The organism is Desulforhopalus sp., from assembly GCA_030247675.1.
Taxonomy (GTDB): Bacteria; Desulfobacterota; Desulfobulbia; order Desulfobulbales; family Desulfocapsaceae; genus Desulforhopalus_A.
On sequence record JAOTRX010000012.1, the window covers coordinates 72,695 to 98,601 of the forward strand.

The 25,907-nt window shown below is 54.9% G+C and carries 17 protein-coding genes; 11 read left to right on the forward strand and 6 right to left on the reverse strand.

Features of this window, described 5'->3' with window-relative positions:
- The first annotated feature begins 3 nt into the window (after positions 1-3).
- The 3 genes from asnS to OEL83_20405 are packed head-to-tail and all read left to right on the forward strand — an operon-like array spanning position 4 to position 4,061.
- On the forward strand, positions 4-1,362 hold the full coding sequence (gene asnS / locus OEL83_20395; protein ID MDK9709405.1) for an asparagine--tRNA ligase: 1,359 nt from the start codon (positions 4-6) through the stop codon (positions 1,360-1,362).
- A 42-nt stretch (positions 1,363-1,404) separates the two neighbouring features.
- A complete protein-coding gene (ubiE, locus tag OEL83_20400) occupies positions 1,405-2,094 on the forward strand; it encodes a bifunctional demethylmenaquinone methyltransferase/2-methoxy-6-polyprenyl-1,4-benzoquinol methylase UbiE (protein ID MDK9709406.1) in 690 nt (229 codons plus the stop codon).
- Entirely contained in the window at positions 2,091-4,061 is a 1,971-nt protein-coding gene (locus OEL83_20405; GenBank protein ID MDK9709407.1) for an AMP-binding protein, read from the forward strand. The genes ubiE and OEL83_20405 overlap by 4 nt, the downstream gene beginning before the upstream one ends.
- Before the next feature lie 3 nt (positions 4,062-4,064).
- On the opposite strand, the gene OEL83_20410 is transcribed toward OEL83_20405, so the two are convergent.
- Positions 4,065-4,826 (reverse strand): MOSC domain-containing protein, encoded by a 762-nt coding sequence (locus OEL83_20410; GenBank protein MDK9709408.1) that lies wholly within the window; start codon positions 4,824-4,826, stop codon positions 4,065-4,067.
- Positions 4,827-5,234: 408 nt separating this feature from the next.
- Between OEL83_20410 and OEL83_20415 the strand changes: the two genes are divergently transcribed.
- The gene (locus tag OEL83_20415) at positions 5,235-5,714 is read left to right on the forward strand and encodes a universal stress protein (protein ID MDK9709409.1); all 480 of its coding nucleotides are present in this window, start codon (positions 5,235-5,237) and stop codon (positions 5,712-5,714) included.
- A 39-nt stretch (positions 5,715-5,753) separates the two neighbouring features.
- On the opposite strand, the gene OEL83_20420 is transcribed toward OEL83_20415, so the two are convergent.
- A complete protein-coding gene (locus tag OEL83_20420; protein ID MDK9709410.1) occupies positions 5,754-6,848 on the reverse strand; it encodes a hypothetical protein in 1,095 nt (364 codons plus the stop codon).
- Between OEL83_20420 and OEL83_20425 the strand changes: the two genes are divergently transcribed.
- The 7 genes from OEL83_20425 (at position 6,849) to OEL83_20455 (ending at position 19,694) form a co-directional block, all read left to right on the forward strand.
- A complete protein-coding gene (locus OEL83_20425; GenBank protein ID MDK9709411.1) occupies positions 6,849-7,148 on the forward strand; it encodes a hypothetical protein in 300 nt (99 codons plus the stop codon).
- A gap of 99 nt (positions 7,149-7,247) precedes the next feature.
- Positions 7,248-10,430: an exodeoxyribonuclease V subunit gamma gene (recC, locus tag OEL83_20430; protein ID MDK9709412.1), complete on the forward strand. Its 3,183-nt coding sequence runs from the start codon at positions 7,248-7,250 to the stop codon at positions 10,428-10,430.
- A complete protein-coding gene (gene recB / locus OEL83_20435) occupies positions 10,420-13,956 on the forward strand; it encodes an exodeoxyribonuclease V subunit beta (GenBank protein ID MDK9709413.1) in 3,537 nt (1,178 codons plus the stop codon). Before recC ends, recB begins: the two co-directional genes overlap by 11 nt.
- The gene (gene recD / locus OEL83_20440) at positions 13,949-15,580 is read left to right on the forward strand and encodes an exodeoxyribonuclease V subunit alpha (GenBank protein MDK9709414.1); all 1,632 of its coding nucleotides are present in this window, start codon (positions 13,949-13,951) and stop codon (positions 15,578-15,580) included. The genes recB and recD overlap by 8 nt, the downstream gene beginning before the upstream one ends.
- A 206-nt stretch (positions 15,581-15,786) precedes the next feature.
- Positions 15,787-17,478, forward strand: coding sequence for a FapA family protein (locus OEL83_20445; GenBank protein ID MDK9709415.1), 1,692 nt, complete (start codon positions 15,787-15,789; stop codon positions 17,476-17,478).
- A 29-nt stretch (positions 17,479-17,507) separates the two neighbouring features.
- Positions 17,508-18,152, forward strand: coding sequence for a CBS domain-containing protein (locus OEL83_20450; GenBank protein MDK9709416.1), 645 nt, complete (start codon positions 17,508-17,510; stop codon positions 18,150-18,152).
- 195 nt (positions 18,153-18,347) lie between these two features.
- The gene (locus tag OEL83_20455; protein ID MDK9709417.1) at positions 18,348-19,694 is read left to right on the forward strand and encodes a dynamin family protein; all 1,347 of its coding nucleotides are present in this window, start codon (positions 18,348-18,350) and stop codon (positions 19,692-19,694) included.
- A 104-nt stretch (positions 19,695-19,798) separates the two neighbouring features.
- On the opposite strand, the gene OEL83_20460 is transcribed toward OEL83_20455, so the two are convergent.
- The 4 genes from OEL83_20460 to OEL83_20475 form a co-directional block, all read right to left on the reverse strand.
- A complete protein-coding gene (locus OEL83_20460; GenBank protein ID MDK9709418.1) occupies positions 19,799-22,891 on the reverse strand; it encodes a PEP-utilizing enzyme in 3,093 nt (1,030 codons plus the stop codon).
- Positions 22,892-23,004: 113 nt separating this feature from the next.
- Complete coding sequence (locus tag OEL83_20465) at positions 23,005-23,313, reverse strand: rhodanese-like domain-containing protein (GenBank protein ID MDK9709419.1); 309 nt, start codon at positions 23,311-23,313, stop codon at positions 23,005-23,007.
- Between the two features lie 32 nt (positions 23,314-23,345).
- Positions 23,346-24,671 carry a chromate efflux transporter gene (gene chrA, locus OEL83_20470; protein MDK9709420.1) on the reverse strand — a complete coding sequence of 442 codons (1,326 nt, stop codon included), beginning with the start codon at positions 24,669-24,671 and terminating at the stop codon, positions 23,346-23,348.
- A 12-nt stretch (positions 24,672-24,683) separates the two neighbouring features.
- Complete coding sequence (locus tag OEL83_20475; GenBank protein ID MDK9709421.1) at positions 24,684-25,904, reverse strand: MFS transporter; 1,221 nt, start codon at positions 25,902-25,904, stop codon at positions 24,684-24,686.
- Between the last annotated feature and the right edge of the window lie 3 nt (positions 25,905-25,907).

Below are 25,907 nucleotides of genomic sequence, written 5' to 3' on the forward strand. Positions count from 1 at the left end.
GGCATGAAGACACGAATCAAGAATATCCTGCGGGATAAACCGGTGGGTGAGGTTGTCACCATAAGCGGATGGGTACGGACGCGACGCGATACCGGTAGTTTTTCCTTTATTGAAATCAATGACGGGTCCTGTCTTGCCAATCTGCAAATCATCGCCGATGACCAACTGGACAACTATGAATCGGCGGTCAAGCTGTTAACCACCGGGGCAAGTGTCACCATCGAGGGGCAATTGCAGTCCTCGCCGGCAAAGGGACAGGAAGTTGAGGTGCATGCCGCCACGATCACGGTGGTCGGTCAGGCGGATCCGGAGTCCTATCCTCTGCAGAAAAAGCGCCATTCTTTTGAGTTTCTCCGAGAAATAAGTCATCTCAGGCCGAGAACCAATGCTCTCGGGGCGGTTGGAAGGGTGCGATCGCGACTTTCCTTCGCTGTCCATCAATTCTTTCAAGAGCGGGGATTTATACAGGTGCATACACCGATAATCACCACTAGTGATTGTGAAGGTGCGGGAGAGATGTTTCAGATAACGGCCGGGAAATCTGGGGGAGAGGAGGACCATTTCTTCGGCAGGCTCGCCGGGCTTACCGTAAGTGGACAGCTGCAGGCCGAGGTGTACGCCCTGGCGCTCGGTGACGTTTACACCTTCGGTCCTACCTTTCGCGCCGAAAAATCAAATACTTCCAGACACCTCGCCGAATTCTGGATGATCGAACCGGAAATGGCCTTTTGCGATCTTGCCGGCAACATGCAAATTGCCGAGGAGATGCTCAAGTACCTCCTCAATGATGTCATGAACAATTGTCAGGAGGACATGAAGCTGTTCGATACCTTCATAGAGAAAGGCCTGCTGCAGAAGTTGCAAGGCGTTACTGACGGGGAATTCGCGCACATTACCTATACCGAGGCGGTGGACCGTTTGAAGGCAGCCAAGAAAACCTTTGAGTTTCCGGTTGGCTGGGGCCTTGATTTACAGTCAGAACACGAACGGTACCTGACCGAGGAGGTCTTCAAACGGCCACTTATTGTCACCGACTATCCGGCGGCGATCAAGCCGTTTTACATGCGGATGAGTGATGACGGCAGGACTGTGGCGGCCATGGACATCCTGGTGCCGGGGATAGGGGAGATCGTCGGCGGCAGCCAGCGTGAGGAGCGTTACGAGGTCCTCGCCGGGCGGATGACTGAGGCGGGGATTACCCTTGCTGATTATCAATGGTATCTTGATCTTCGCCTCTATGGATCTGCCCCCCATGCGGGATTTGGTCTGGGTTTTGAGCGTCTGATCCAGTTCGTCACCGGTATGACCAATATCCGCGAGGTCATACCTTTTCCAAGGACACCGGGATTTGCACCGTGCTGATGGTGGCAGGCAATTGTCTTTTGTTGATGAATGGAGGGCGTTTTGACTAAGGGGCCGGGTGTACAGAAGATGTTTGATGCCATTGCCAGCCGCTATGATCTGATGAACCGGGTCATGACCCTGGGGCAGGATCAGCAATGGCGAAAATTTGTGGTCGGCACCGCCGGCGACCCCGGCAATGGCGGCCGCAGCCTCGATCTGGCGACAGGCACCGGTGATATTGCGGCACTGATGGCGAAAACCTATCCCCGGGCGAAGGTAGTCGGTGGGGATTTTTCCCTGAATATGCTGCAGGAGGCCAAGCGGCGCTTTACCGACAAGGACATTGGCTGGCATGCCTGCGACGCCAACTGCCTGCCTTTCTCCGATGAGAGCTTTGCCTCGGTGACCTTCGGCTATCTGCTGCGCAATGTCGATGACGCCGCACGGGTCCTTCGCGAGGTGCACCGGGTATTGCAGCCGGGCGGCAAGGTCGTCTGCCTTGACACCACCCCGCCGGCTAAGAATCTTCTCTATCCCTTTGTGCAACTCTACTTTCGCTTCGGCATTCCGGTCCTCGGCAAGATCCTGGCCGACGATGCGGCTGCCTATGCCTATCTCACCGGTTCAACAATGGGTTTCTATAAGGCAGAGGACCTGGCGGAGATCTTTCGACAGGCAGGATTTGTCGCCGTCGGCTACCGGAAATTCATGCTCGGTACCATTGGTGTGCATTGGGGAGAAAAAACATGAAGGAAGAAACCCTGGCTGCCGGTAACACCACCGAGGCGTCACCTGCCGAAGCATCGGCCATGGAGCTGCCCCAGTATCCGTATCAGGGGTCGCTCTTCGCCTTTTTTGTCAATACGGTCAGACGGTATTCCCGCAACATCGCCTATATATATACCGATGGCGAAGAAGAACACCGGGTATCGTATCGCAAACTCTTTGAGGATGTCGTCCTGCTATCCAAGGCCTTCCGCCGTCGCGGAGTGAACCGGGGCGACAAGGTCATGGTCCTTGCCGACAATAGATATGCCTGGATAGTCACCGATCTCGCCCTCATGTCCTTTGGTGCGGTAACGGTGCCCCGTGGTTCGGATACCCCGCCCCAGGAACTGCAGTTCATCATCGAGCATGCGGAATGCAGTTTTCTGGTAATAGAAACAGGCGCCCTTCTGGAGAGACACCGGGAATTTGTACACGGGTATCGACCGCTCAAATCAGTCTTTGTCATGGCTGGTCCGGCGATGCACACCTTTTTCAGCAATTTGTATTCCTACAACGACCTCCTCGCCGATCGGCGTTACAGCAGTAAGGACATAGCCAAATTTGTCGAGGAAGGGGAGAAGCTTGATGCCGAAGATCTTCTTACCATCATCTACACATCCGGTACCACCGGTTTGCCTAAGGGAGTACAGTTGAGCCATGGCAATGTCATGCACAATGTGCTGGCCTTGCCCGATATTATCCAGCTGACCGAGAGTGATATTTGGCTATCCATCCTGCCGAGTTGGCATATTTTCGAGCGAACCGCCGAATATGTGGCCCTGGCCAGGGGAACGACACTGGTCTATTCCTCGGTGAAGAATTTTGCCCAGGACCTGGAGAAGTACCGTCCGACCCTGGTGGCTACGGTGCCGAGGGTATGGGAATCACTGTATACCAAGGTTAACCTGGCGGTGAGAAAAAAAGGGCGGCTCGCTGAGCGCCTTTTTAATATGATGATCTGGATCTCTGCCGCCTACCGTCGCAATAGACGAAAGGTTCTCGGACGCTTGCCGGTCTATACAAACGGCGGGGGTGTCGGGAAATTTCTCGGCAAGGCCCTTGCCGCCGGAAAAATGGCCTTGCTCCTGCCGCTCAGCTATCTGGCCGAGAAAAAACTGGCCATGGTCCGCGAGCGGTTCGGCGGCCGGTTACGGCTGGCAATCAGTGGTGGCGGAACCCTGGCCACCTATCTGGAGGAATGGATCGATGCGGTCAGCATTCGCATCGTCAATGCCTATGGCATGACCGAGTGCTCCCCGGCCATTGCCGGACGGGGGATTACCTGCCGGACCTATGGAACGGTCGGCCCGGCCGTATCGGGGACCGAGCTGCGTGTGGTTGGCGAAGATGGCAAGGTGCTGCCGCCAGGCGTGGAAGGGACGATTGAGGTCCGTGGCGCCCAAGTGACCAAGGGCTATTATAAAAATGACGACGAAAACCGCAAGTCGTTCACTGAGGACGGTTTTTTCAAGACCGGTGACCTGGGACGCATGACAATCAAGGGTGAGTTGGTGATCACCGGCCGGGCAAAAGAGATCATTGTCCTGTCAAGCGGCGAGAATGTCGATCCGACCCGCATTGAAAATGTCATGACCAAGTTTCCGTTTATTCAGGACGCCATTCTCGTCGGGCAGGATAAAAAGGCCCTTGGTGCTCTTTTAGTTCCGAATATCGATGAGTTAAAGGAATATGTGGCAAAGAAGATGAGCGGCCTGGTGCGGGAAAAGGATGAGCTTCTCACCAACACCAAGGTGCTTGATCTGGTACGCAGCGAGATGAACCGCTTTCTGAAACCGAAACAGGGCTTCAAACCACACGAAAAACTTCAGGGGGTGGTATTTCTTGAAAAGGAGTTTAAACTTGGCGAGGAGCTTACCAACACCTTAAAGAAGAAACGCCACGTTATCGAGAGGAAATACCGCAAGATCATCAACGATCTTTTGCACTAAGACTTAGAAGAGCCCCTCCAGTTCGGCCACCGACCGGCAGGTATAGATGGAGGAGGTCTCCCGCTGATAGCAGTTATGCTGGTTTTCCCTGCGGCTGTATCCGGCAAGGGCCAGACCAAGGTTTCCGGTTGGGTCAAAGACGATAATATCGGTGGTTTTCTGGGTGGTGGTGAGGTCGTCGAGGATGGCCGGCAGGCTGCCGCCCTCCTTTTGGGTGATGGCGTCGAAGCGGACGAAGGCCGGATCAAATTTTTCCCGGACAATCCGCAGCAGCTCCTCGCCGAGAGTCTGTTCCGTTTCTTTGCTGCCGATTATGGCCGCCGAGCTGGAGATTTTCCCTCCTACTTCAATACCTTCTCCGACCCGGATGGCGCCTCCCCGCACAACCACCGCGAAAATTCCCTCGCGCGGCATGACGCAATCTCCCGCCTGATGGTAGATGGCGCAACGGGTATGGCAGATTTTGCCAAGCTGTGATATCACCAGTTCCGCCCCACCGATGCTGATATGCCTGCCGACCTCAAGGCTGGTAAGATCAATTCCTTCAGTAGTGATGTTTTCGGCGAAATTGCCGGCGACGACGTCAAGACCTTTAGCTCGCATGGTGCGGATGCTTTCCTCGGCGAGAAAGCTCACCTGGCGGTGCCATTTGCCGCCGTGGGCATCGTTTTCCAGGCCGAAATCGGCGATAAGTCTGGTTGCCTCGATATTGTTTTTCCGTGTTCCCTTTCTGTCACTGATGGATATGGCCTTGATGATTGTCACTGGTGAACCTCTTTTCTGCTATTGGTTGCGGGTCTGTAAGGGATACGCCTTGGGCGTTTCTATCGCCGGACTTACAGCCGGGCAAGTTGTTTAGGTTTGGGTCGATTGGTTTTTTAAAGTGAATGGCCATGTACCACAATGTGCCTGTCTATGAAAATATCGACAAATTCAGTTTTGTCAAACCAATTTAGCTGGTGATTCGTTGGCGGAAAAGGGGCAATGTAATGCTTGCATCTGGAGTAATGCTGTGAGAAAATTCTAATAATAAAGAATTTTGGGAATTACTACGACTGGATAAAAATACCTTTAAGAGAAGTTTACAGCACTTTTGGGGGAACAGAAAATATCGGTAAAAGGGCAGGCAGATCTTGCGCCAGGATTGCTAACCAGTTTAAAAAAGGAGAAAGTATGAGCATTATGAATGAGATCAAAAAAGTGGTAACGCCCGTAGATTTCTCAGATAATTCACGGGTGATCGCTGAGTCGGCGGCGTATGTCGCCGGTAAATTCGGGGCCTCGATGAATCTGGTCTTTGTCGTCCAGAATTTTGAGGACTATTCCGGATTTTTTGTGCCGCAGATGTCTCTGCCTACCCTGGAGGGGGAATTGATTGAGAGCGCCGAGGCGAAGATGGCATCGTTCTGTGGGGAAATGGTGGCATTTTGTGAGTCAGCAGGGGTGAAGGAACTGAATTACAAGGTCTTTATGGGGGAGGTTCCGGAGAAGATCGTTGAATACAGCCGGGAGGTCAAGGCCGACCTCATTATCATGGGAACTCATGGCTATAAAGGGCTGGAAAAGATTATGTTCGGCAGCGTCGCCGATAAGGTGGTGCGCTCGGCAACCTGCCCGGTTTTGACCATTAATCCCTATACCTGCGGTAAATAGTTAGAGGTTTTTGGCTTCCCCTGCTGGCAGGTTAGCTTGTCAACCGATGATTGCCAGCAGGCCGTTATTCCCCGTATTGTTGCCGTCTGCCGTTTTTCCGAGAAGAGTTGCGCACGGATAGCCCGGTAAGAGATAGAAGCTGACCGGAACCCTACCAAATTGTTCTTCGGGAAAATCGGTGGCGAGTTGACTGTCCCAATCGCTGCTGAGGGCGGCAAGACGGTCAGCCGTTTCGCTATGGTATGGCTGGTGATGTATCAATGCCTGTAACTGTTCCTCAATGGTCTTTAGCAGGAGCAGGTGCCGGGTTGTGAAATCACGAATGGTTATGCAAGCCTCGCCGCTATTCCAGCCGATGAAGGTCGGCAAGTTGAAACGGGCGACTGAGAGAGGAGGCTGTCCGGTCCTTTCCTGATACATGTCAAGGAGCAGATCTCCCTGCTCCTGGCCGCTGGTAAGAAAAACCTCACAATTTTTAGAAGTTCCGGCAAGAAACAGCGCCTTCCATGCCTCAAACCTTTTTTTGACATTTCCAATGTAGCTGCTCCGCGAGGTTGTCCTTAGCCGGGCAAGTTCTTCAAAGGGATTCCCTTCTTCATCACCATCTTCCTCTCCTTGCAACTCGTTGAAAAGTTCCTTCTCCTCTTCCTCAAGGATGGCCATGTTGAGGGCGATTTCTTCTTCTTCGTGGTCAAGAAGTTCGCCGATCGCTAGGATCAGCCGGGCCTGCCAGAGCTTGTCCTGCGCCTGCTTTTCCCTTGTTTCGCCGAAATGTTCGGAGGTTGGGAAAAGGGAGCGGGTGATCGATCGTTCCGTTTCTTCGTCCTGGCCGGCACCGGCGGTCATGGCGGCTATGGTGAGCGTACTGAGCTGGGCCGAGTAATCGTCTTTGCGGGTCTTTATGTCCTCTACCAAACGAAGAAAACGATTTCGTTCGGTGCCCAGAGGACAGGGAGTATCTACTTGACAGAACCCGGATTTAATGAAACTATCTGGGGATTCTTTGCCGTTCTCGATTGGATCGCTTTCCACCGGCGAAAGGATGAGAAGATTTTGAAATAAGAGAAAAATTGGGTACTGGCGCAGGGATATGATGGCCGTTCCCGGGAAATAGAGGGTATCGAGTGAGTTCATATGGGTAATCTTCAAGGAAAAGTTACATTATATCTTTCAGCGGCGCTGTATCTGCTTTTCAACCTGCGTCTTGGGGCCGATGCTTTGGCCACAGTCTCGGCAACGTCGTGGCAGATCATTCAGACCGCTCCCTACGTGGCCGGTATTGCCTATCTTGTCATCGCCCTTTTGCAATATATGGCGGAAGGCCACAAGATCCCATGGGATCGCCGCCTGCGGCTGTTTTTTGCCATCGGCATTCTGGCCGGACTCTTTCTGGCCATTTATGAATATGCCGGTACAGGCATAGAGGGCAAATAATAACGGGACTTTCCTGCTCTGTAAACGGGAGAAACGGTGCGGCGACTATTTCTCGGTCACCGGCAGAGTGCTTTGGCCAATTATTCATAACGGTCTGCCATGTTCTATCTGCATGTTGCCAATCGCACGGAGACCTTGCTGCAACGTTTAGCCTTTATTCTGGAGGAGGACCGGCAGGAGGATTTTTTTGCTCCCGAGCTGTTTCTTATCCAGAGCCAGGGCATGGAACGGATGGTTGCCCAGGGCCTTGCCGACCGATTCGGCAGTTTCTGTAATTTTCAATTTTTCCTGCCGCTTAATTTCCTCGGTTATATCGCCGAACGGCTTGATCTTGGCATCAGCCCCGACGGTTTCGAAAGACAGGTTTTAGGCTGGCGCCTCGATGATCTGCTACGACACAATACAAGCGTCGAATTTCAACCGCTTGCAAGCTATTTGACCGGTGAAAACAGTGAATTGAAGTGCTTTCAACTGGCCCGCCGCCTCGCCAATATCTTTGATCAATACCAGGTGCTCCGTCCCGAGTTCTTGACCAGCTGGGAGGCCGGCAAGCTAGTGTCAGACCATCCGGCGGAGCCCTGGCAGGCGGCGCTCTGGCGACTGCTGCTTGCCCAACCGGGTGGCGGTACCCACCGGGGGATGCTGTTTCGCCGGGTGATCGACACGCTTCGGGGCGAAGGCGATCTCTCGCAGCGCCTGCCAAAGCGTATTTCGGTCATTGGTTTGCATACCATGCCGCCGATTTTCCTCGAATATCTCAACAGCCTTGCCGGGCATATGGATATTCATCTCCTGCTGCTGTCTCCCTGCCGCCATTACTGGGGCGATGTGGAGAGCAGGCGGATAGAATTGAAGAGGATGGCCTGGCAGTCGCAGGCGGATCAAGCACCGCCGCCGGAGCACCACCCCTTGCTGGCCGCCCTTGGTCGCCAGGGCCGGGATTTTCAAAATATGCTGCTTGAGACGGTCGAATTTTTCGAGGAATGGGAGGGCTACGATCAGCCACTTGCCGGAGAGGGCTACACCGGCGCCACCCTTCTGCAACGCCTGCAATCGGACCTCCTCGACGACAGATGGGGCGATGTCGAACAGACAGCCGTGTCGGCGGAAGACGATTCGATCCGGGTGGTTTCCTGCCATTCCCGGCTGCGGGAACTGCAGGTGCTGAAGGATCACCTGCTTCTTCGCCTGCACCGGGATGCGGGCCTTGAGTTGCGAGAGATCATCGTCATGGCCCCTGATATTCAGGAGTATGCCGCCCTTATTCCAGCGGTCTTCGCCGATATCCAGCACTCCATCGCCGACCGCAGTATGCGCCGGCGAAACGGTACCCTCGCCGCCTTTCTGCGTTTCCTCAACCTCTTCACTGGACGTTTCGGCTGGAGCGAGGTGCTCGATTTACTGCGCCAGCCCACCGTCTATCCCCAGTTTCACCTTGTCCCAGCCGACCTTGATAGCCTGCAGCAATGGATAATCAAATCGGGGATACGCTGGGGTCTGTCCGGCAGGCAGCGACAAGAAGATGGCCTGCCGGCATTTGCCGAGACCAGCTGGCGGGCGGGCCTGCAGCGCCTCCTCATGGGTTATGCCATTGCCGTTGACGAACCGGTATGCGGGGTACTCCCTTATCCTGATATTGAAGGGCGCGGGGCCCAGCCGCTTGGCGGACTATGCCGGTTTATCGAGGTGCTCGAACAGGCCCGTGGCGACTTCCGCCAGCCAAAGAGTATAGCTTCGTGGTCGACTTTCCTGCTGCACTACAGCAAAATACTGTTTGGCGATTCCGATGACCGGGATCTCGTTGAACTGCATTCTATCCTCGCGGAACCGGCCGAGTCGTTCAGCAGGTTTCATGAGAGTCCGGTTGGCTTTCCGGTCATCCATGAATGGTTGAGGCTTTCAGCCAAGGAGAGCCGCTCCAGTTCCGGATTTCTCCGGGGGCAGCTGACCTTTTGTTCGATGTTGCCAATGCGCTCGATCCCCTTCCGGGTGGTGTGTCTTCTCGGCCTGTCCGATGGTGCCTTTCCGAAAAACGACCGCCACGATACCTTTGATCTGCTTGCCGGCGATTTTCGTCCCGGCGACCGCTCGCCCCGCGCCGACGATCGCTACCAGTTCCTTGAGGCGGTGCTGGCGGCGCGATCGCACCTGTATCTCAGCTACGTAGGCCAATCGATTAAAAACGGTGAAGCGATTCCGCCCTCGACGGTACTGGCTGAATTTCTTGAGGCACTTGCGACCTCATACGGCGCGGGGGATCTCGTGGTCAATCACCCGCTGCATCCCTTCAGCGGCAAGTACTTTGCTGATGCTAGGAATGGCAAATTGTTCAGTTATAATGATTATTTTTGCAGGACCGCGGCGGCGATGCAAGATGGTGGCAAGGTAAGGGGACTTTGGTGGCAGGGGCGGATTACCAGGGAGAGTGTCGCAACGGCGACTATCCACCTTATCGACCTTTTGGCTTTTGCCGCCAGCCCGCAAAAGTTTTTTGTCAAAAATATCCTTGGGATTCGTCTTGATCTTGGCGACGACCTGCCAGAGGAGCGGGAGGTCTTCGTGCCCTCTGGACTGGACAGCTATCTGGTTGATCAAGAGCTGGTGCGGATGGGCCTTGGCGGCCGGTTATCCGGCGCCTTTCAGATGATCCAGGCGGAAGGACGCTGGCCCCTTGGTGCGCCGGGAGACTTAACTGCTCGCGATAAGCGCAAAAAAATCGAAGGATTGTTAGAAAGGCTGGCCGCTCTGGGCTTGGGGAAGGAACAAGCCGCCATGCCGGTCGATATCCATACCGCAGGCCAGAGGCTCGCCGGCAGCCTGGGTAATCAGTACCAAGGCGGGATTCTTTTACTTTCCCTGCATACTCTGCGTGGCCGAGACCTCCTTACCGGCTGGATATATCACCTCCTGGCAAGGCAGTTGCGTCCAGAGAGCGACACCTTTATCGTCACCGCCGACCAAACTATCCGCTTTACTGCAGAAAATGAGGGGCCGACGCTTGAACGGCTGCTGAGTCTTTACACCGAAGCCTGCCATCGCCCTCTCCCCCTCTTTGTTGAACCAGCACTCGCTTACGCCCGGCAGCTGGCGAGTCCAAAAGCCCGCAGCGGGCCACTGGAAAAGGCGCTCGCCAGCTATCGTAAGAAGATGGAAAACCGCTACGAGCCGGAGTGGGCCCTGCTGTACGGCGAAACCGCCGCCGAAGAGGTGCTGGGGGGAGAGTTCGAGGCGCTCACCCGGGAAACCATCTGCCCCTTATGGAGAGGTACCGATGGCCGCTGAGTTTGAGATCTTTGATGTCGGCAAGTGTCATCTAACCAAGGGTATCACTCTGGTTGAGGCGAGCGCCGGCACCGGCAAGACCTACGCCATCGCTATGCTGGTGTTACGCGTCGTGGTTGAGCAAGCGGTGCCGATCGACAGGATTCTCATTGTAACCTTCACCAAGGCCGCCACCGAGGAGCTGCGGCTGCGCATCCGGACGCGGCTGGTTGAGGCCCGCAATGCCTTTGCCGGCAATGGTGCGGGGGCCGACCCGACCCTGGCATCCTGGGCCGAGTCAATAGGCGACAAAGATGCTGCCCTAAACCGGCTGCAGCTGGCCCTGGCGGATATCGACCTGGCCGGGATCTTCACCATTCATGGCTTTTGCCAGCGCATGCTTGTCGAGCAAGCCCTGGAGAGCGGCCAGCTCTTCGATGTCGAACTGCTCACCGACATCGACGGTGTGCGAATGCAGATTGCCGAAGACTTCTGGCGCAGCCGGGTCTATCAACTGCCGCCGCTGGCCTGCGGACTTTTAACGAAGGCCTTCCCCGGGCCGGAACACCTGCTGGCAAGTGTCGGCCTGGCAAGAAGAGAAGACTGCCGGATCGAACCGGTCTGTGGCCCCTTGGAAGGAGTCCTTGCACGGTTGGATGGGTGCATGGCACGACTTTACACCTGGTGGCAGGGCAGTTGCGACCTGCTTCTGCTGTTCTATCAAAAGGCCATTGCCGGTGGCCTTTTCAAAAAGGATTTCACCGAAGATTTTGACCGGTGGTGGCTTGATCTGGATGATTTTTTTACCGGGAAAATCGCTACGCTGCCGGAGAAGATTGGTCTTCTTACACGGCAGGAACTCGCCGGACAACTGGATGGCAACAAGGTCCGCGGCGAGGCCAAAAAACGTGCCTGCCTCGCCGACTGGCCACTGCCCGAAGCGGATGTCGCGGACTTGCTGGCAGCAGCTGCGGACTTGCTGCGTACCCTGCGGGTCGAGCTTGCCGAAAAGCTTCGGGCCGAGGTGACCCGCCGCCTCGAAAAACAGGGAAATATGGGCTTTGATGACCTTATCGCCCGGTTGTACCGGGCACTGCAGGGAGAATCAGGCCAGGCGCTGCAGAGCCAGATAGGGAGCCGGTATGCGGTCGCCCTGATTGACGAATTTCAGGATACCGACGGGGCGCAGTGGCATATCTTTTCCAGCATCTTCGGCAGGGGCGGCCATGCCCTGTATCTGATCGGCGATCCGAAACAGGCGATTTATAAATTCCGTGGGGCCGATATCCACTCCTATTTCCTGGCAAGGAGTTCGGCCAAACGGCTTTTGACCCTAGAAAAGAATTACCGTTCCCATCCCTTCCTGATTGGCGAGGTTAACCGACTGTTCACCTCTCGGCCACAGGCCTTTTATTTCTCCCCAGAGGTCCTTGATTATCGCCCGGTGGTTGCCGCCAAAAAGCCTAGCGATATTGATCTGTTGCAGGATGGAAGGTCGCTTGCCGGCATGGTCTATTGCCTTCTTGCCGAGGATGAAAAGACGGTCGGCGGCAGACATGCAAGCACCAGGGCGGGTGAGCGGTTGCTGCGTTTTACAGTTGCTGAAATCTGCAGCCTTCTTGATCCTACCAGGCCAAGCCTTGTCCGAACCGATCAAGACTTGCCCCTTGCCCCACGAGATATCGCCATCCTGGTGCGCAGCCACCGACAGGCCGAGGCGTATCAGCGGGCATTGGCCGAGGTGGGCATCCCGGCGGTGGTCAACAGCCGCCAATCGGTGTTTCACACCGATGAATGCCGGGATCTGATTCTTCTCCTCCAGGCCATTGCCGCCCCGGGTGACACGGCAAAGCTGGGGGCGGCCTTGACCCTCACCTGGTTTGGCCTTAGCGGCAATGACCTGTATCAGCTCTTTGGCGATGAGGCACGGTGCAACCTCTACCACGGCCGCTTTCTCGATTATCACCAGTGCTGGCGGGAGCAGGGGCTGCTGGCGATGATGAACCGCCTGCTGACCGTCGAAGGGGTGCTGGTCACCCTGGCCGGCGACCGGTTTGCTGAGAGGGCCATCGCCAATATCAATCAACTCCTCGAACTGGTTCAGGAAGAGGAGAGCGCCGAAAATCTCGGCATGGGGCAGGTTTGCCAGTGGCTGCTGGTGATGCACGGAAATGATCGCAATACCGAGAACACCGAACTGCTCCTTGAAAGCGATGAAGAGGCGGTACGGATCGTCACCATGCACGGCGCTAAGGGTCTTGAGTACCCAGTGGTGTTCTGCCCCTATTTGTGGTACCGCAGCAACCGGCTCGGCGGGGAAAAGCATCAAGTGACCGGCCATGACGAAAATAGCCATCTAGTGGTTGATCTGGGCTCGGAAAAGTTCCAGGTTCGACTGAAGGCAGCGATGGACGAACAGATGGCCGAGGACCTGCGTTTACTCTACGTTGCCCTTACCCGGGCAAAAATTCGCTGCTACACCATGTGGGCGGACGTGAAAGGGCACAGTACCGTTGCCGATTCTTTCCAGTCGGCCCTCGGCTATCTGCTTTTTCCGGACGGCGTTCTGCCCTACCATGAGCAGGAAGCCCGGCTGCAGGCACTGGCGGAACTGGGTACGGCCCAGATGATGATTGTTACCGGCGACGAGATACCTGTGGCCAGAGCCGCCAGGGCGAACCTTCCCGAACTACGCCCCCTCTACTCTTCCGGCCGGTCTTTATATACCGATTGGCAGATGTCCAGCTACTCGGCCATGGCCATGCTCAGTGAATACGGCGAGTCAGGGGAGAATATTTCCAGCATCTCCGGCCGCATTGTGCCGGTGCCCGGTCTGCCGGCCGGGGCCAGCTTTGGTAATGTTGTCCATGAACTGCTCGATGGTCTGAGTTTTGCCGCCATTGCCCGGATGGACCGAGAAAATGACCAGCTGGTGCGGCAGAAATGTCGCCGCTATGGGATAACCGCCGATCCCGCCGAAGTGGTAAGGCTTCTCCAGCAAGTGGTGATGACGCCGCTTCTGAAAGGGGCTGGGCCTGAGAATTTCCGTCTTGCCGGAGTCGATACCGGAAGGTGCCTCAAAGAAATGGCCTTTTATTTCCACCTTGGCCTTCTGGAAACCAAGAGAATCAACGCTATTCTCGAAGGCGAGCCGACTTTCGTGCCGCTTGGTCAGCGGGTCATGCGTGGCTATCTCACCGGCTTTATCGACCTGTTTTTTGAGTCCGGTGGCAAGTTTTACGTTCTTGATTATAAAACCAATTTCCTTGGTGACAGCCTGGCCGATTACGGGGCGGAGAAGCTGGTTTCAGCCATGCAATCTCACAATTACGGCCTTCAATACTGGCTGTACACCCTGGTGCTGCACCGCCATCTCCAGCAGCACCTGCCGGGCTACAGCTATCAGGACCATTTTGGCGGCGCTCTCTATCTCTTCGTCCGCGGCATGACCCCGGACATTGCCGGCAGTGGGGTCTATGCCAGCCTTCCTTCCTTTGAGAAAGTCATGGCGCTTGACCAGGCGATGGGGGGGGGTGATAATGAGTGACCGGATGTTTTCTCTCCTGGATCGCTATTTTGCAGAATTTCTTGCCGATGTATCCGGCCTTGCAGGACCGGTAAAGGAGCGCTTTTACCACCTGGCCGCCCGGGTTTCCGCCGCCCTTGAAGATGGCCATAGCTGCCTGCCCCTGACCGATGAGGAGATTGACTTTCTTGCCGGGAATCCTTTGATTTCCGATGGCGGCCGGACGCCGCTGGTGCTTCATAACCGCCGCCTCTATCTGCACCGCTACTTCCAGTACGAAAGCCGCCTGGCCGAAAAAATTCGCGACATGGCAGGAATATCGATTGAATCTTCAAACGATAATGCCATGCTCGGCAGGTATTTTGACCATCCGGGTCCGGGACCCGACTGGCAGAGGGAGGCGGCCAAGGTTGCCCTGGCAAGGTCTCTAACCATTATCTGTGGCGGGCCGGGAACCGGCAAGACCACAACGGTGGCTAAGATCCTCGCCTTATTACATGAATCGGGCGGTCAGCGCGACCTGACTATGGCCCTCGCCGCGCCCACCGGCAAGGCGGCAATGCGCCTCAGTGAGGCGATGAGCACAAGCATCGCCCGGCTGAATCTACCAGAAGGAATACAGAAAGCCCTGCCGACCTCAGCCTGCACCCTGCACCGCCTCCTCGGAGTCCGGAGGGGTTCGCCGCAGTTCCGCCATAATCATGATAATCCCCTGGGCTGGGACGTGGTGGTGGTTGACGAGGCATCGATGGTTGATCTGGCGATGATGAGCAAGCTTGTGGACGCCATCAAACCAGGGGCACGGCTGATTCTTCTTGGCGATAAGGACCAGCTGGCTTCGGTGGAGTCGGGGGCGGTGCTCGGCGACTGCATCCGGGGGCTGCCGGAAAATACCGTGGAATTGCGGGAGACCTATCGATTTGATACCGATATCCAGCAGCTCGCCTCCACCATTAATGGCGCTGATGCTACCGCCGCCTGGGGGCTGCTGACGTCGGCAAGCCCGGTGAGCCGCATCCTGCCGGCCGAAGACCTGATCGGCTATATCAGTGCCGCCTATGCACGGTTTATGGCCTTGGTTAATAGCAGGTTGGAATCCATGGAAATTCACCAAATATTCAAGCAGTTCCACAGCTTTCGGGTACTCTGTGCCCTGCACTACGGTAACCACGGGGTGGATGCCATTAATCGCCAGGTGGAACTGGCGCTTCTTCGCCGAGGCTTTCCCTGCCGACCGGAGGCCTGGTATCCCGGCAGGCCGGTATTGATCACCGTCAATGACTATGGCCTCGATCTCTACAACGGCGATATCGGTATCTGCCTGCCCAGCCCAGAGAATGGCGAACTGCAGGTCTGGTTTCAGGGCTCGGATGGTGGCCTGCGCCGCTATCCGCCATCTCGCCTGGCCGACTGCAAAACGGTTTTTGCCATGACCATCCATAAAAGCCAAGGCTCCGAGTTTGACGAGGTGTTGGTTGTCCTGCCCGAGGAAGACCACCGGATTCTCAGCCGGGAATTGATCTATACCGCCGTTACCAGGGCGAAAAAGGAAGTCCGGCTGGTTGCCGGAAAGGAGATTTTTTCTCTGGCCCTGTCGCGAAACATCGAGCGGGCAAGTGGTCTTGCCGATTGGCTCGGGAAATAATTCTATTTTATATTTCAATGAGATGGGTGGATTATTGCAATATACTGGTAAGCTCTATCCACGATAAAATGCTGAAAAACCGTGAAAAATCAAGGTGGCGCAGATATTGCCTGAAAAATGTGTTATAATAGAAGCAAGTTAGTACGTATTGTGATTTGTGGTTAGAGAAGTAAGGAAAGAATAGAGAGAAGGGGAGGCATCTGCCGGTGGCGAGGCTGAAAATTTTTTTCCGTACCGAGGTGATGACTCTTGGTGATGGCGAGGAGCGTCAGGCCTTTTCCGTCAGTCAATTGATGCCCCGCGGCGCCATGCTGGTTGCCCTTGAAGGTGGAGGCCAGACCTCCGCTAAACAGGGAAACCCGGCAGATGGTGAGATTGAACTCATCCCAGGTGACTTCGTCGAGTTTTCCGCCGACAAGCTGGCCTTGCTTGCTTCAGCCCCCGGATATCCACAGCTGGTGCGGATGAAGGAGGGCAAAGGGGAAAGGATAATTGTCGATGTAGAACCACTTTTTAAGATCAGCGACGATGGCTGGACCGCCAAGATGAATCTGTATCCGCCGCTTGAGGGTGGCGATCTGCCGAGTCTTGATGAACTTCTGGAGATGCTTAAAAATTCCGGCGTTCGCTGGGGGATAAGAGAGAAAAACATAGCAGCCGCCATCGCTGCAGTTACAATCGACAAATATCCGTTGAAAAATCAGGTTGTCGCCCGTGGGCGCCTGCCGGTAAAAGGCGAAGATGCCTGGTTACGAATAGCTATCGCGGTAGGCGAGCAAGCCGGTAAGGAGATTGGTGACGGCCATATGGACTTTCGCGAACGGCACCTGTTCATCCCCGTCGATAAGGGCCAGCTTCTGGCTACCAAGGTTCCGGCGACCGCCGGTCTTGCCGGCATCAACGTCTTTGGCCATGAATTACCGCAAAAACCAGGCAAAGATCTGGTACTTAAAACCGGGGATGATATTGTCTTCAACGCCGAAACCGGGGAGATCCACGCCGCTATTGGCGGGGTGTTGTCGGTGATTACCGATACCTGTGTCAAGGTAACGGCCAAGCTGGTTATTTCCGGCGATATTGATTTTCACACCGGCAATGTTGCATCGCGCGATGCCGTTGAGATCAGTGGCTCGGTCAAGCCGGGTTTCAAGGTAACTGCCGGCGGTGATGTGGTGGTCGGCGGCAGTGTCGAGTCGGCCCGGGTAATCAGCCAGGGCAATGTTGTTATCCGAGGCGGGGTGATGGGGGATGAGGCCGCTATCGAAGCCGCTGGTGATGTCGATGTGGCGGTGATTGACAATGGCTCGATCATCAGCAAAGGTTCGGTGCGGGTAGCCCGTGAATCGTATTATGCCGAGATCAGGTGCCTGCGCGATATCATATACGCCTCGAAGGCCAAGGTGGTGAGTTCAGACCTTTTCGCCGGCGGGAGCATAACCGTCAACGACGTTGACACCGACACCAGTCCCAATTCACTGCTGGCCGCGGCAACTATGCCGGAACGGTATGCGAGGCATTTTGCGTTGTTAAGGACCTATCACCAGGCCCAGGCAGCCGTCGACGCCTGGCACCGGCGTTTCGGGTCGGACGTAGTCAATGAGGATTTGGACGAACTTACCGAAGACCTGGAGGACGCCAAGGCCTCGCTGATGGCTTACAATCTCGTGCCCGGCGTAAACGAACACGACCGGTCGGGTGGTCTACGCTACGCCTGCCGACAAAGAATTACCATAAACGGGATAATTCAGAGCGGGGCGGTCATTCGGATTGGCAATATCGAGGCAACGTTAAAAAAGGTTTATGTCGAAGGGCACTTTGCCCTCAACGGTGACACCGGAAAATTAGAATTTCACTCGGGCAGCAATAGCCGGCTGGCGATGCCGGTTGAGCAGGTATAAATCCAAGAAAGAGAGAGGAGAATGCAGTAATGTTCGTCAAACAATGGATGGGTACCGAGGTTGTCACTGTGGCGCCGAATGAGACTGTCGCCGCCGCCGAGAAATTGCTCAAGGGCCATAAAATCAGGAGATTACCGGTGGTTGAAGAGGGGATCTTGGTGGGTATTATCAGCCCCCATGATCTGAGAAAGGTAATGCCATCAATTCTTGATGCCGAGGGTGCAAGAGAAGAAGATTTTATTGCCGATCATACGGAAATACGGACGGTTATGACATCTTCGCCGATCACAGTCGGGCCGGATGATACCCTGGTCGAGGCGATCAGGAAGATGCGCCGCAATAAGGTTGACGGCTTACCGGTGATCGAAGACATGAAGGTTGTCGGCATCCTCAGTATAACCGATATCCTCGATGCCTTTTTGGAGATCATGACCGGCGGACAACCTGGAACCCGCCTTGATCTGAAAATCGATCATAGCCCCGAATCCTTTTATAAGATGGTCAAGGTTTTCCAAAAACAGAATAAAGAGGTCCTTGCCCTTACCCAGCACTACGGCTACAGCGCCGACCACCATTTGGTGACGGTGCAGATCAGGGAAAGCGATAATGATGAGCTTGTTGACATGCTGTGGAAGAACGGAGCGACGGTTGAACGGATTACCTCGGTGTCCTGAGAGCTATCCTCGGACGAGAGAGGTAATCATACCATTCTACAATACGGCATTTATTGTTAGAGAGTTTTTCTTAGGTGAGGTAAGATATATCATCTATACCGCAGGGGCATAAGTTTCGTTTGAGCAGGCAAGCTGCTCTACTCAGCTTTATCCGGAAGATGCATGTGCTAAACCAACTATCAAAGTGAGTCGCTAATGAACGATCAGGAACTGCAAAAGCAATTACAGTCCAAGGTGAAAAGAAAGCTCGAACCCCTGTTTGCCAAGTATAAAATGGACTTTGGCGGCATCGATGCCTCCCTGAAATGGAAGCCGATTGTCCTCATTATCGGCAACTATTCGTCGGGGAAATCCACTCTCATTAATGAATTTGTCGGACAGGATATCCAGCGGACCGGCCAGGCTCCAACCGACGATTCCTTCACCATCATCACTAGTGATCCTGGTGTATCGTCTGCGGAAACGCCCGGTTCGACCCTCGTTAATGACGAAAATTTGCCCTTCGGCCATTTTAAGCAATTTGGCGAAAAGCTCATCTCCCACATCTGTATGAAGCAGATTGCCAGTCCGGCACTTGAGAACATGGCGATCATTGATAGTCCGGGAATGCTCGACGCCACCAGCGAAAACGACCGGGGCTATGATTACCGGACGGTCCTTGGCGAGTTCGCCAAGATCGCCGACCTGATAGTGTTGATGTTCGATCCGCACAAGGCCGGTACCATCAGGGAATCGTACGAGGTCATCCGCAATACCCTGCCGGAAAAATCCGGGGAGCATCGCATTGTGTTCGTCATGAGCCGTATCGACGAATGCGACAATCTCAGTGATTTTACCCGTTCCTACGGTACCCTGTGCTGGAACATGTCGCAGATGACCGGCCGCAAAGATATCCCCCATATCTATCTTACCTATTCGCCCATTGTCGCCAATCTTGAGAGGATTGCCAAGGACTGGCCGCAGGAACGGGACCAGCTCGTTGAAAAGATCAAGAAGGCGCCGAGCTTTCGTATCAACCACATTCTTGAGGATATTGACCGCCAGGTCAATGAATTGCAGATGGTGGCCGAGGCGGTCGGGGAGTTTCTCCGGCGGGCGAACACCGCGTTTTGGAAATGTGCGAATTTTACCGCCGGGATCGCTATTATCCTGTTTCTTTTTGGGGATGTGTTTTTTGCCGGTGCCTTCGGCTATCCGGATGCAACACTCTTGGCATCCCTGAAAACCGGAGAGTTGGCACCCACCACACTGATAGTGCCGGGAGTTCTGGTTATGGCCACCCTGCTGCTTGGCTCCCTGGTATACAGCCGAATCATCTTTCGTTGGAAGCTGCGCAAGGCTCTTGCCAACACCTCCGGTCTTGTCGTCCTAGGTAATGATTATCGGAGAAATCTGTGGCGGAAGATGGAGCCTAAGGCACGGCAGAATCTCATTGGCCTCAAGGCCGGCGATTTATGGAGCGGGTACGGAAGAAGCCTGGCCAAGATCACCAACTTTCTCACCTACGATTTGAAGATGTACTACGACAAGATTATCAGCTGAGTCGCTGTCGTACTGGTGGCTGATTTCGGGCCGGGGAATGGTGAGACATGCTCCGGCCTTTTTTTGCGGTCACAATATGCCGAAGTCTTTGTCCAAGCAGGCGTTTATTGCACAGTTAGATCCTTGAACATGGTCACCGAATCGGCCTTGGTCCACAAGCCGACGTATCCCTGCAGGTCCCTGTCCGCCTCATAGCCCAGAACTTGTCGTTCTTCGAGAAAGGCCTTTATGAAGCTGCCGCTTATCGCTACGGCAAGGTTATACCAACGATTGCTGATGATGGGCACATCAACCTTGGCGCGCAGCAGGCGTTTGCCGTTCTTGAACTCAAAGAGGACGGCGTTATGCTCCAGGGCATTGATGCGCAGCACAAAGTAGTTTGCCCAATCACGTATGGCAAAAGCCAGTCCACCGGCCTGATCGATGACACCGGATAAAGGTTTGACAGCAACCCTGATTGTTCCTTCGCGTACTTTGCTTTTCTTGGCGATGGCCAGCGGAAAGTAATGATATGCCTCGATATTGTCAAGAATCTCTATATATCGTCTCTGCCCAAGGAAGCGGCCAAGGCTTTGGTTGATGCCGCTTGTAAGTGACGAGGCGAAATGCGATCCATCCTGAAGGATGCCATTTTCCATGCCGGGCGCGTCCTGGCGCCACATGCCGGTTATCGGGTAAAAGTCCTCGGGCGCATCTTTTTGTGGTTGTTCAAGGAAATTATAGTGTCCTTTGAAGAAGGATTCGATGAGGTATTCCACCTGACTTTCATCGCGCAGGGCCATATCAAGAAGTCTGGTGCTGCCGAGCAGACAGCCGAGCTGTTCCAGGGTGGTTTCCATCGCCGGCCGGTCCAGCCGATTCAGTGAGGCCTCGATGAGGTCGCCTTTTTGAACCGCCGCAAAACCCAGACGGCTTAGAACAGCAGCGATGTATTGAATGCGCAGAGACTTGCCGGAATATGCCCCTGCACCGCCGGTGAAATGCAAAGCCGCATAGTTCACTTCGGGGTCATCGGTGATGAGAGCGTCAACGGTTGCAAAGTGATAGCCGAAGCGGATGCTCAGGTTCATGTAATCATTTGAAACGAGAGTATAACTTGCCCCGCCTAATTGGCTTTGCTGCGGCTGAACGCCCCCGGCCAGAAGAGCCATGAAATTGTGGGCACCCACCGCCACCGAGCTTGACCAGTTGACGCCGGGATGGGAAAGCCCACGCCACAGAGCGCAAAACGGTATGCTGGAAACCTCGTGGGCGTTGATTTCGCTGCAGGTTGTCAACCCTGGGCGAAATCCACCGCCGAGGTCGAGGGCAAAAAGCCTGATCGGGATGGATACCTTGAGCTGTACGGCATTTCTCTCCCGGTCGGCCACCTCGCCAAACTGGAACATCTTGCGTACCGAAAATTCATGGCAATAGCGGATAATGTCATGGATTGACCGACATTTTTCCTGGCGAAAGTCAGGGGCGGCAGCATCGGTCAGGGTGAGAGGCGATATAAAATCAAGGAGGTGTTGCATGCGCAGGTGGGCAGGGCTGGCAAAGATCGGCCTTTTTATCGGGCGCACCCCGGCGGTCAGTTCCAGGACATTTCCTTTATAGACCTTTTTGTTACTGGCCCAGAGGGTAACCGTCTCACCACTCTGCAGGACGGTGGTGGCTGTCTGGGTATCAAAAAGTGCCGGAACGCCAAACTCCCTGGCGACCGAAGCCAGATGGCTGGCGCTGCTGCCGATATCGGTGATGATGCCCTTTACCTTGCCGACCCAGGGGGTGAGCATGGTCGAAGCGCTGCGGGACACCAGGATGGTGTCCGGGCCCAACTGTTCATTCATACCTTTGCCCCCGGTCGTAAAGACAACCACCTGGCCGGTGGCGATACCCGAAGCGGCGCATTTGCCGCCGTCAATAAGGATGGGATGCTGGGGGTAGTCAACCGCCGGGGCAGGTTCTTCCTCGGCATTTTCGCTGACGAGCAAGGGGCGAACCTGCAGAAGGAAAAGATGGTCGTCACCATCGACCGCCCACTCCATGTCGAGAGGGCGCTGGAAATGTTCTTCCAGACGCAGGGCGTAGATCCAGAGCTCCCGAAGAAAGGAGAGGTCGGTTGGTGAAGCGTTATCTTCGGTGGTTGCGGGCAGTATCTTAAAAGATTCTTTGCCCAGCCGGTAACTGTGCTGGGGGGAGACGTGGCCCCCCACCAAATCTTCCCCCAGCCCCTCCACACAACTGACTCGGATGATGCTATGATCGCCGCTTTGCGGGTCCGCCGTATACAATACCCCGCTCAGGCGTGGCTTGAGCATCTCGATGACCAGCACCGCCATGGGGGTGTCAAGATCATCGAGGCCGTGGTGCATCCGGTAGGACAGGGCGGCGGCTGAATACTTGCTGGCTACCACCTCTTTGTAGGCCTCGGCAAGTCCGGCCAGAGGGACGTTCAGAACCGAGGTGTATTGACCGGCAAAGGACACCTCGCCATCTTCACCGACGGCGCTGCTGCGCACCGCAAGGTGCAGGTCGGATGGGGTGTCAGCTGTCAGACCCTGCAGAGCAGTGTCTATAGCCCGTAGTATTGCCGCGGGCAGCGGCGTCGCCAATATCCGCCGGCGGATCAGGTCGCCGGTTTCTTCAAGAGAATTGGGATCGTCGGCGATCATAGTGGCGAGAGCCTCGTCAATCTCGGCGATCAGGCCAGTGTCCTTCATGAAATACCAATAGGCCGAGGTGGTCAGCGAGAAACCACGAGGTGTCGGTATGGCCAGCTCACTGCCCATATGGGCGAGGTTGGCGGCCTTTGCTCCGGTGACCTTTGACTGGGCCTTGGTGATTGTTTCGAGCGGCAGGGTAAAGGGTGTGGCGGCAAAAGATTCATCCCCGGCAAGCTCGTCTTGAATGCTGCGACGGATACTGTTGAGAATACTGTGTAAATCGTCGTATTTTTCGGCCGACATGGCAGCCAGCGACGATATCAATTTTTCCGTTTCGGTAAGCAACGAGCCTATTTTTCGTTCAACCAACTGGAGGGTGAATGGCCTGTTGTTGTAATACAGCTGCTCAAGATCGGCGATGGTGGACAATGCTGTCCTATTATGCAATAAGAGTTCCCGGAAATGCTCATAGCGAGACCTCTGCTTGGCATCCATTGACGGCAGAGGTTCACAGGTATTGCCGGATTGGAACATTTTCAGGAAGGGCATGGCATTATTCCTTAATAGCTGCAACAAACTGGTATGGCATGAGCAAATCGATACGGTTTGCCGCGAGAAGACTTTCTATAAATATGCTCTGCGATTTGCTCATTTTACCAGGACTATTTTTGTTTTTCCTCCCAGCCGAGGATGCCGCCTTCCAGGAAACGCACTGAGGGATTGATTTCCTGAAGCGAGCTGGCGACCGATTGGCTGACTGATCCGCCTTTGACACAATAGACGACGACTTCCTTGTCCTTGGGCAGCGTCTTGCTCCATTCGTCGATCTTTTCCGGATCCTGCCAGGCGGCGCCGGGAATCATATCCGGGGATTTCTCGTAATCAGCCTTTCTCCTGACATCAATGATCTGGATATCAGTTTTTTGGGTCAATTTTTCGTTCAATTCGTTTGGGGTAATGGTGGTAGTCATAGTGCTCCTGTATCTAATCGTTGGAGAAATTTTTAAAAGCCAAGGAGATGCTGGAGAAGGCCTGCGGCTCCGGCTCCGCCGATGATAGAGATAATACCGACCTTGGAGAATTGCATTAAACAAAATGACGAAATTGCCAGGATTGCCGAAAACCAGGCTAATCCTCCCTCCGGAAAGAGAATTTGGGTCCCGAACCAGACGCCGAGATTGAGGACAACGCCGACAACTGCCGGGGTGATGGTGGCCAGAGCCGCCGACATCTTGCTGTTACCGGTCAATCGTTCGATATACGGGGCACCAAGGAAGATAAAGAGAAAGCTCGGGAGAAAGGTGAAATAGGTAGCAACCAGCGATCCGGTAATCGATCCGAGAAATGGCCCCAAGGTTGCGGGATGATTCCAACCTGCCAGAAAACCGACGAACTGCACCACCATGATGAGGGGCCCAGGTGTCGTCTCGGCAAGTCCTAAGCCATCCATCATCTGTAGACTGGTCAGCCAGCCGTACTGCTCAACTCCGGCCTGGGCAATATAGCCAAGGAGGGAATAGGCGCCACCGAAGGTCAGAAAAGCCGCCTTGGTGAAGAACATAGCCTCGGTGGCAAAAATGGAATTGGGCAGAAGCAGATAAAGCGCAAAGAAGGGTAGCCCCCAAAGTGCGATAAAGATAGCGAGCAGCGCGGCGGTCCTGGCAAGAGAGGGAGCTGTGCTGTAATGGGCCGCCAGGTCGGCAGCACCGCCGGACCCTTCGATCGATTTCTTGCCTGGTAAGAAGAGGCTCGGGAAGAATTGACTGCCGATAATACCGATGATGCCAACTGAAACAATCAGCGCCGGGAAAGGGAATTGGAGAAAATAAGTAGCCAGGAAGGACAGAATGGCAATGCCGATCAGCAGGTTGTTCTTCAGCGATTTCTTGCCGATCTTGATGACTGCGCCAAGGACAATGGCGAGAACCGCCGCCTTCAGCCCGACAAAGATTGCCGCCACCCAGGGCAAGGTGCCATAGGAGATGTAGATAGAGCTGAGGGCAAAGAGAATAAAGACCGAGGGCAGCACAAAGAGCACTCCGGCAGCAATTCCACCTCGGGTTTTATGGAGCAGCCAACCGATATAGGTGGCCAGTTGCTGGGCCTCGGGGCCGGGCAGCAGCATGCAATAGTTCAGGGCGTGGAGAAAGCGGTCGTTGCTGATCCACTTCTTTTTATCCACCAACTCCTGGTGCATGATGGCTATCTGGCCGGCGGGACCGCCAAAACTGATCAAGCCGAGTTTCAGCCAGAAGAGGAAGGCCTCTTTAAAAGAGGGCGGACTGTGCTCGGTTGCCGTGGTATTTGTTGGGGGATCTGTAGGGGACATAATTCTCCGTTTTTACGAGGCTGTTGGAACGGTCCGGCGGAAAAGCAGGGCCGATATAATGAGTATCGTGGCTATGATCGCAAAGGCCAGGCGGAAATCCTGGCCATCGGAGAGGCCAATGAGCAGACCCGCGAGAATCGGGCCGGTGGCATGGCCGACATCATAGAGAGTACCGAAGACGCCCATTGCCGAACCGATATTGTCCTCCCGGCAGAAATCAGCGACCATGGCCGCGGAAGATGAGGTGACGATGGCCTCACCAAGGCCAAAAACCATGGAGAGGAGCAGGAGGATCGGATAATTCTGCACCCAGGGGACGATGGCAAAGGGTACGGCACAGACAAACATGCCCCAGAAGAGAAGAGGCCTGCGGCCATGTTTATCGGATATCCTGCCCATCAGTGGTTTGGCAAGGATGGTTATAAAAATCTGTATCCCCCAAATAAGACCGGCCTGGAAGACGGAATATTCAAGAACCATAACGATGTAGATGGGCATAAAGGCCTCAAGGGCACCCACCGACAGGTTTTGCACACCCTCCATATTGCTGGTTACCACGATCCTCCGGTCGGTGAGGATATTTTTCAGGCTATGATAAAAATGCGATAAGATAGCTGAGACGGTTGATTTGCCGGTACCATTGGCCGGTTTCCCGGCCATCGGCCTGCTTGCCCACAGTCCGGTCATCAGGGCCAGCATGCCCAGGGCTGCCACAACACCATAAATAATGTGGAAATGCTCCAGTTGCTGAGGTCCGTCACCGGCCAGATGGCCGAGAAGAAAACCGCCCAAAGGGGCGCCGATCAGGTTGCCGACAATGGTCACCGATGAAAAAAGGGAGAGCATTTCCCCCCTTTTGCCGCCGGCAATGTCGATAACCACCGCCATGATCACCGGCCCGTAGATGGCTGTGGCGAAGCCGTGCAGGAAGCGCACCGCCAGGAGGATGTTGTACGAATGGACAAACAGATAAAGAAAGGGGATGACGGCAAAAAAGGCCAAGCCGATCAGCATTGTCCGGCGTCTGCCGATGATGTCGGAGATGACGCCTGCCGGCATCTTAAAGAAAACCCCGGTTATGGTGGAAATGGCCACGGCAAACCCTATGGCCTCAGGCCCGACTCCAAAGGAAGCGGCAAATAGAGCCAGTACCGGGGTCCTAGCCAGGGCGTAAGAGGCTTTTGCCAGGAAGCCGGAAAGGCAGAGGCCATAAAAGTTTGTTCGTGGTTCCATTCT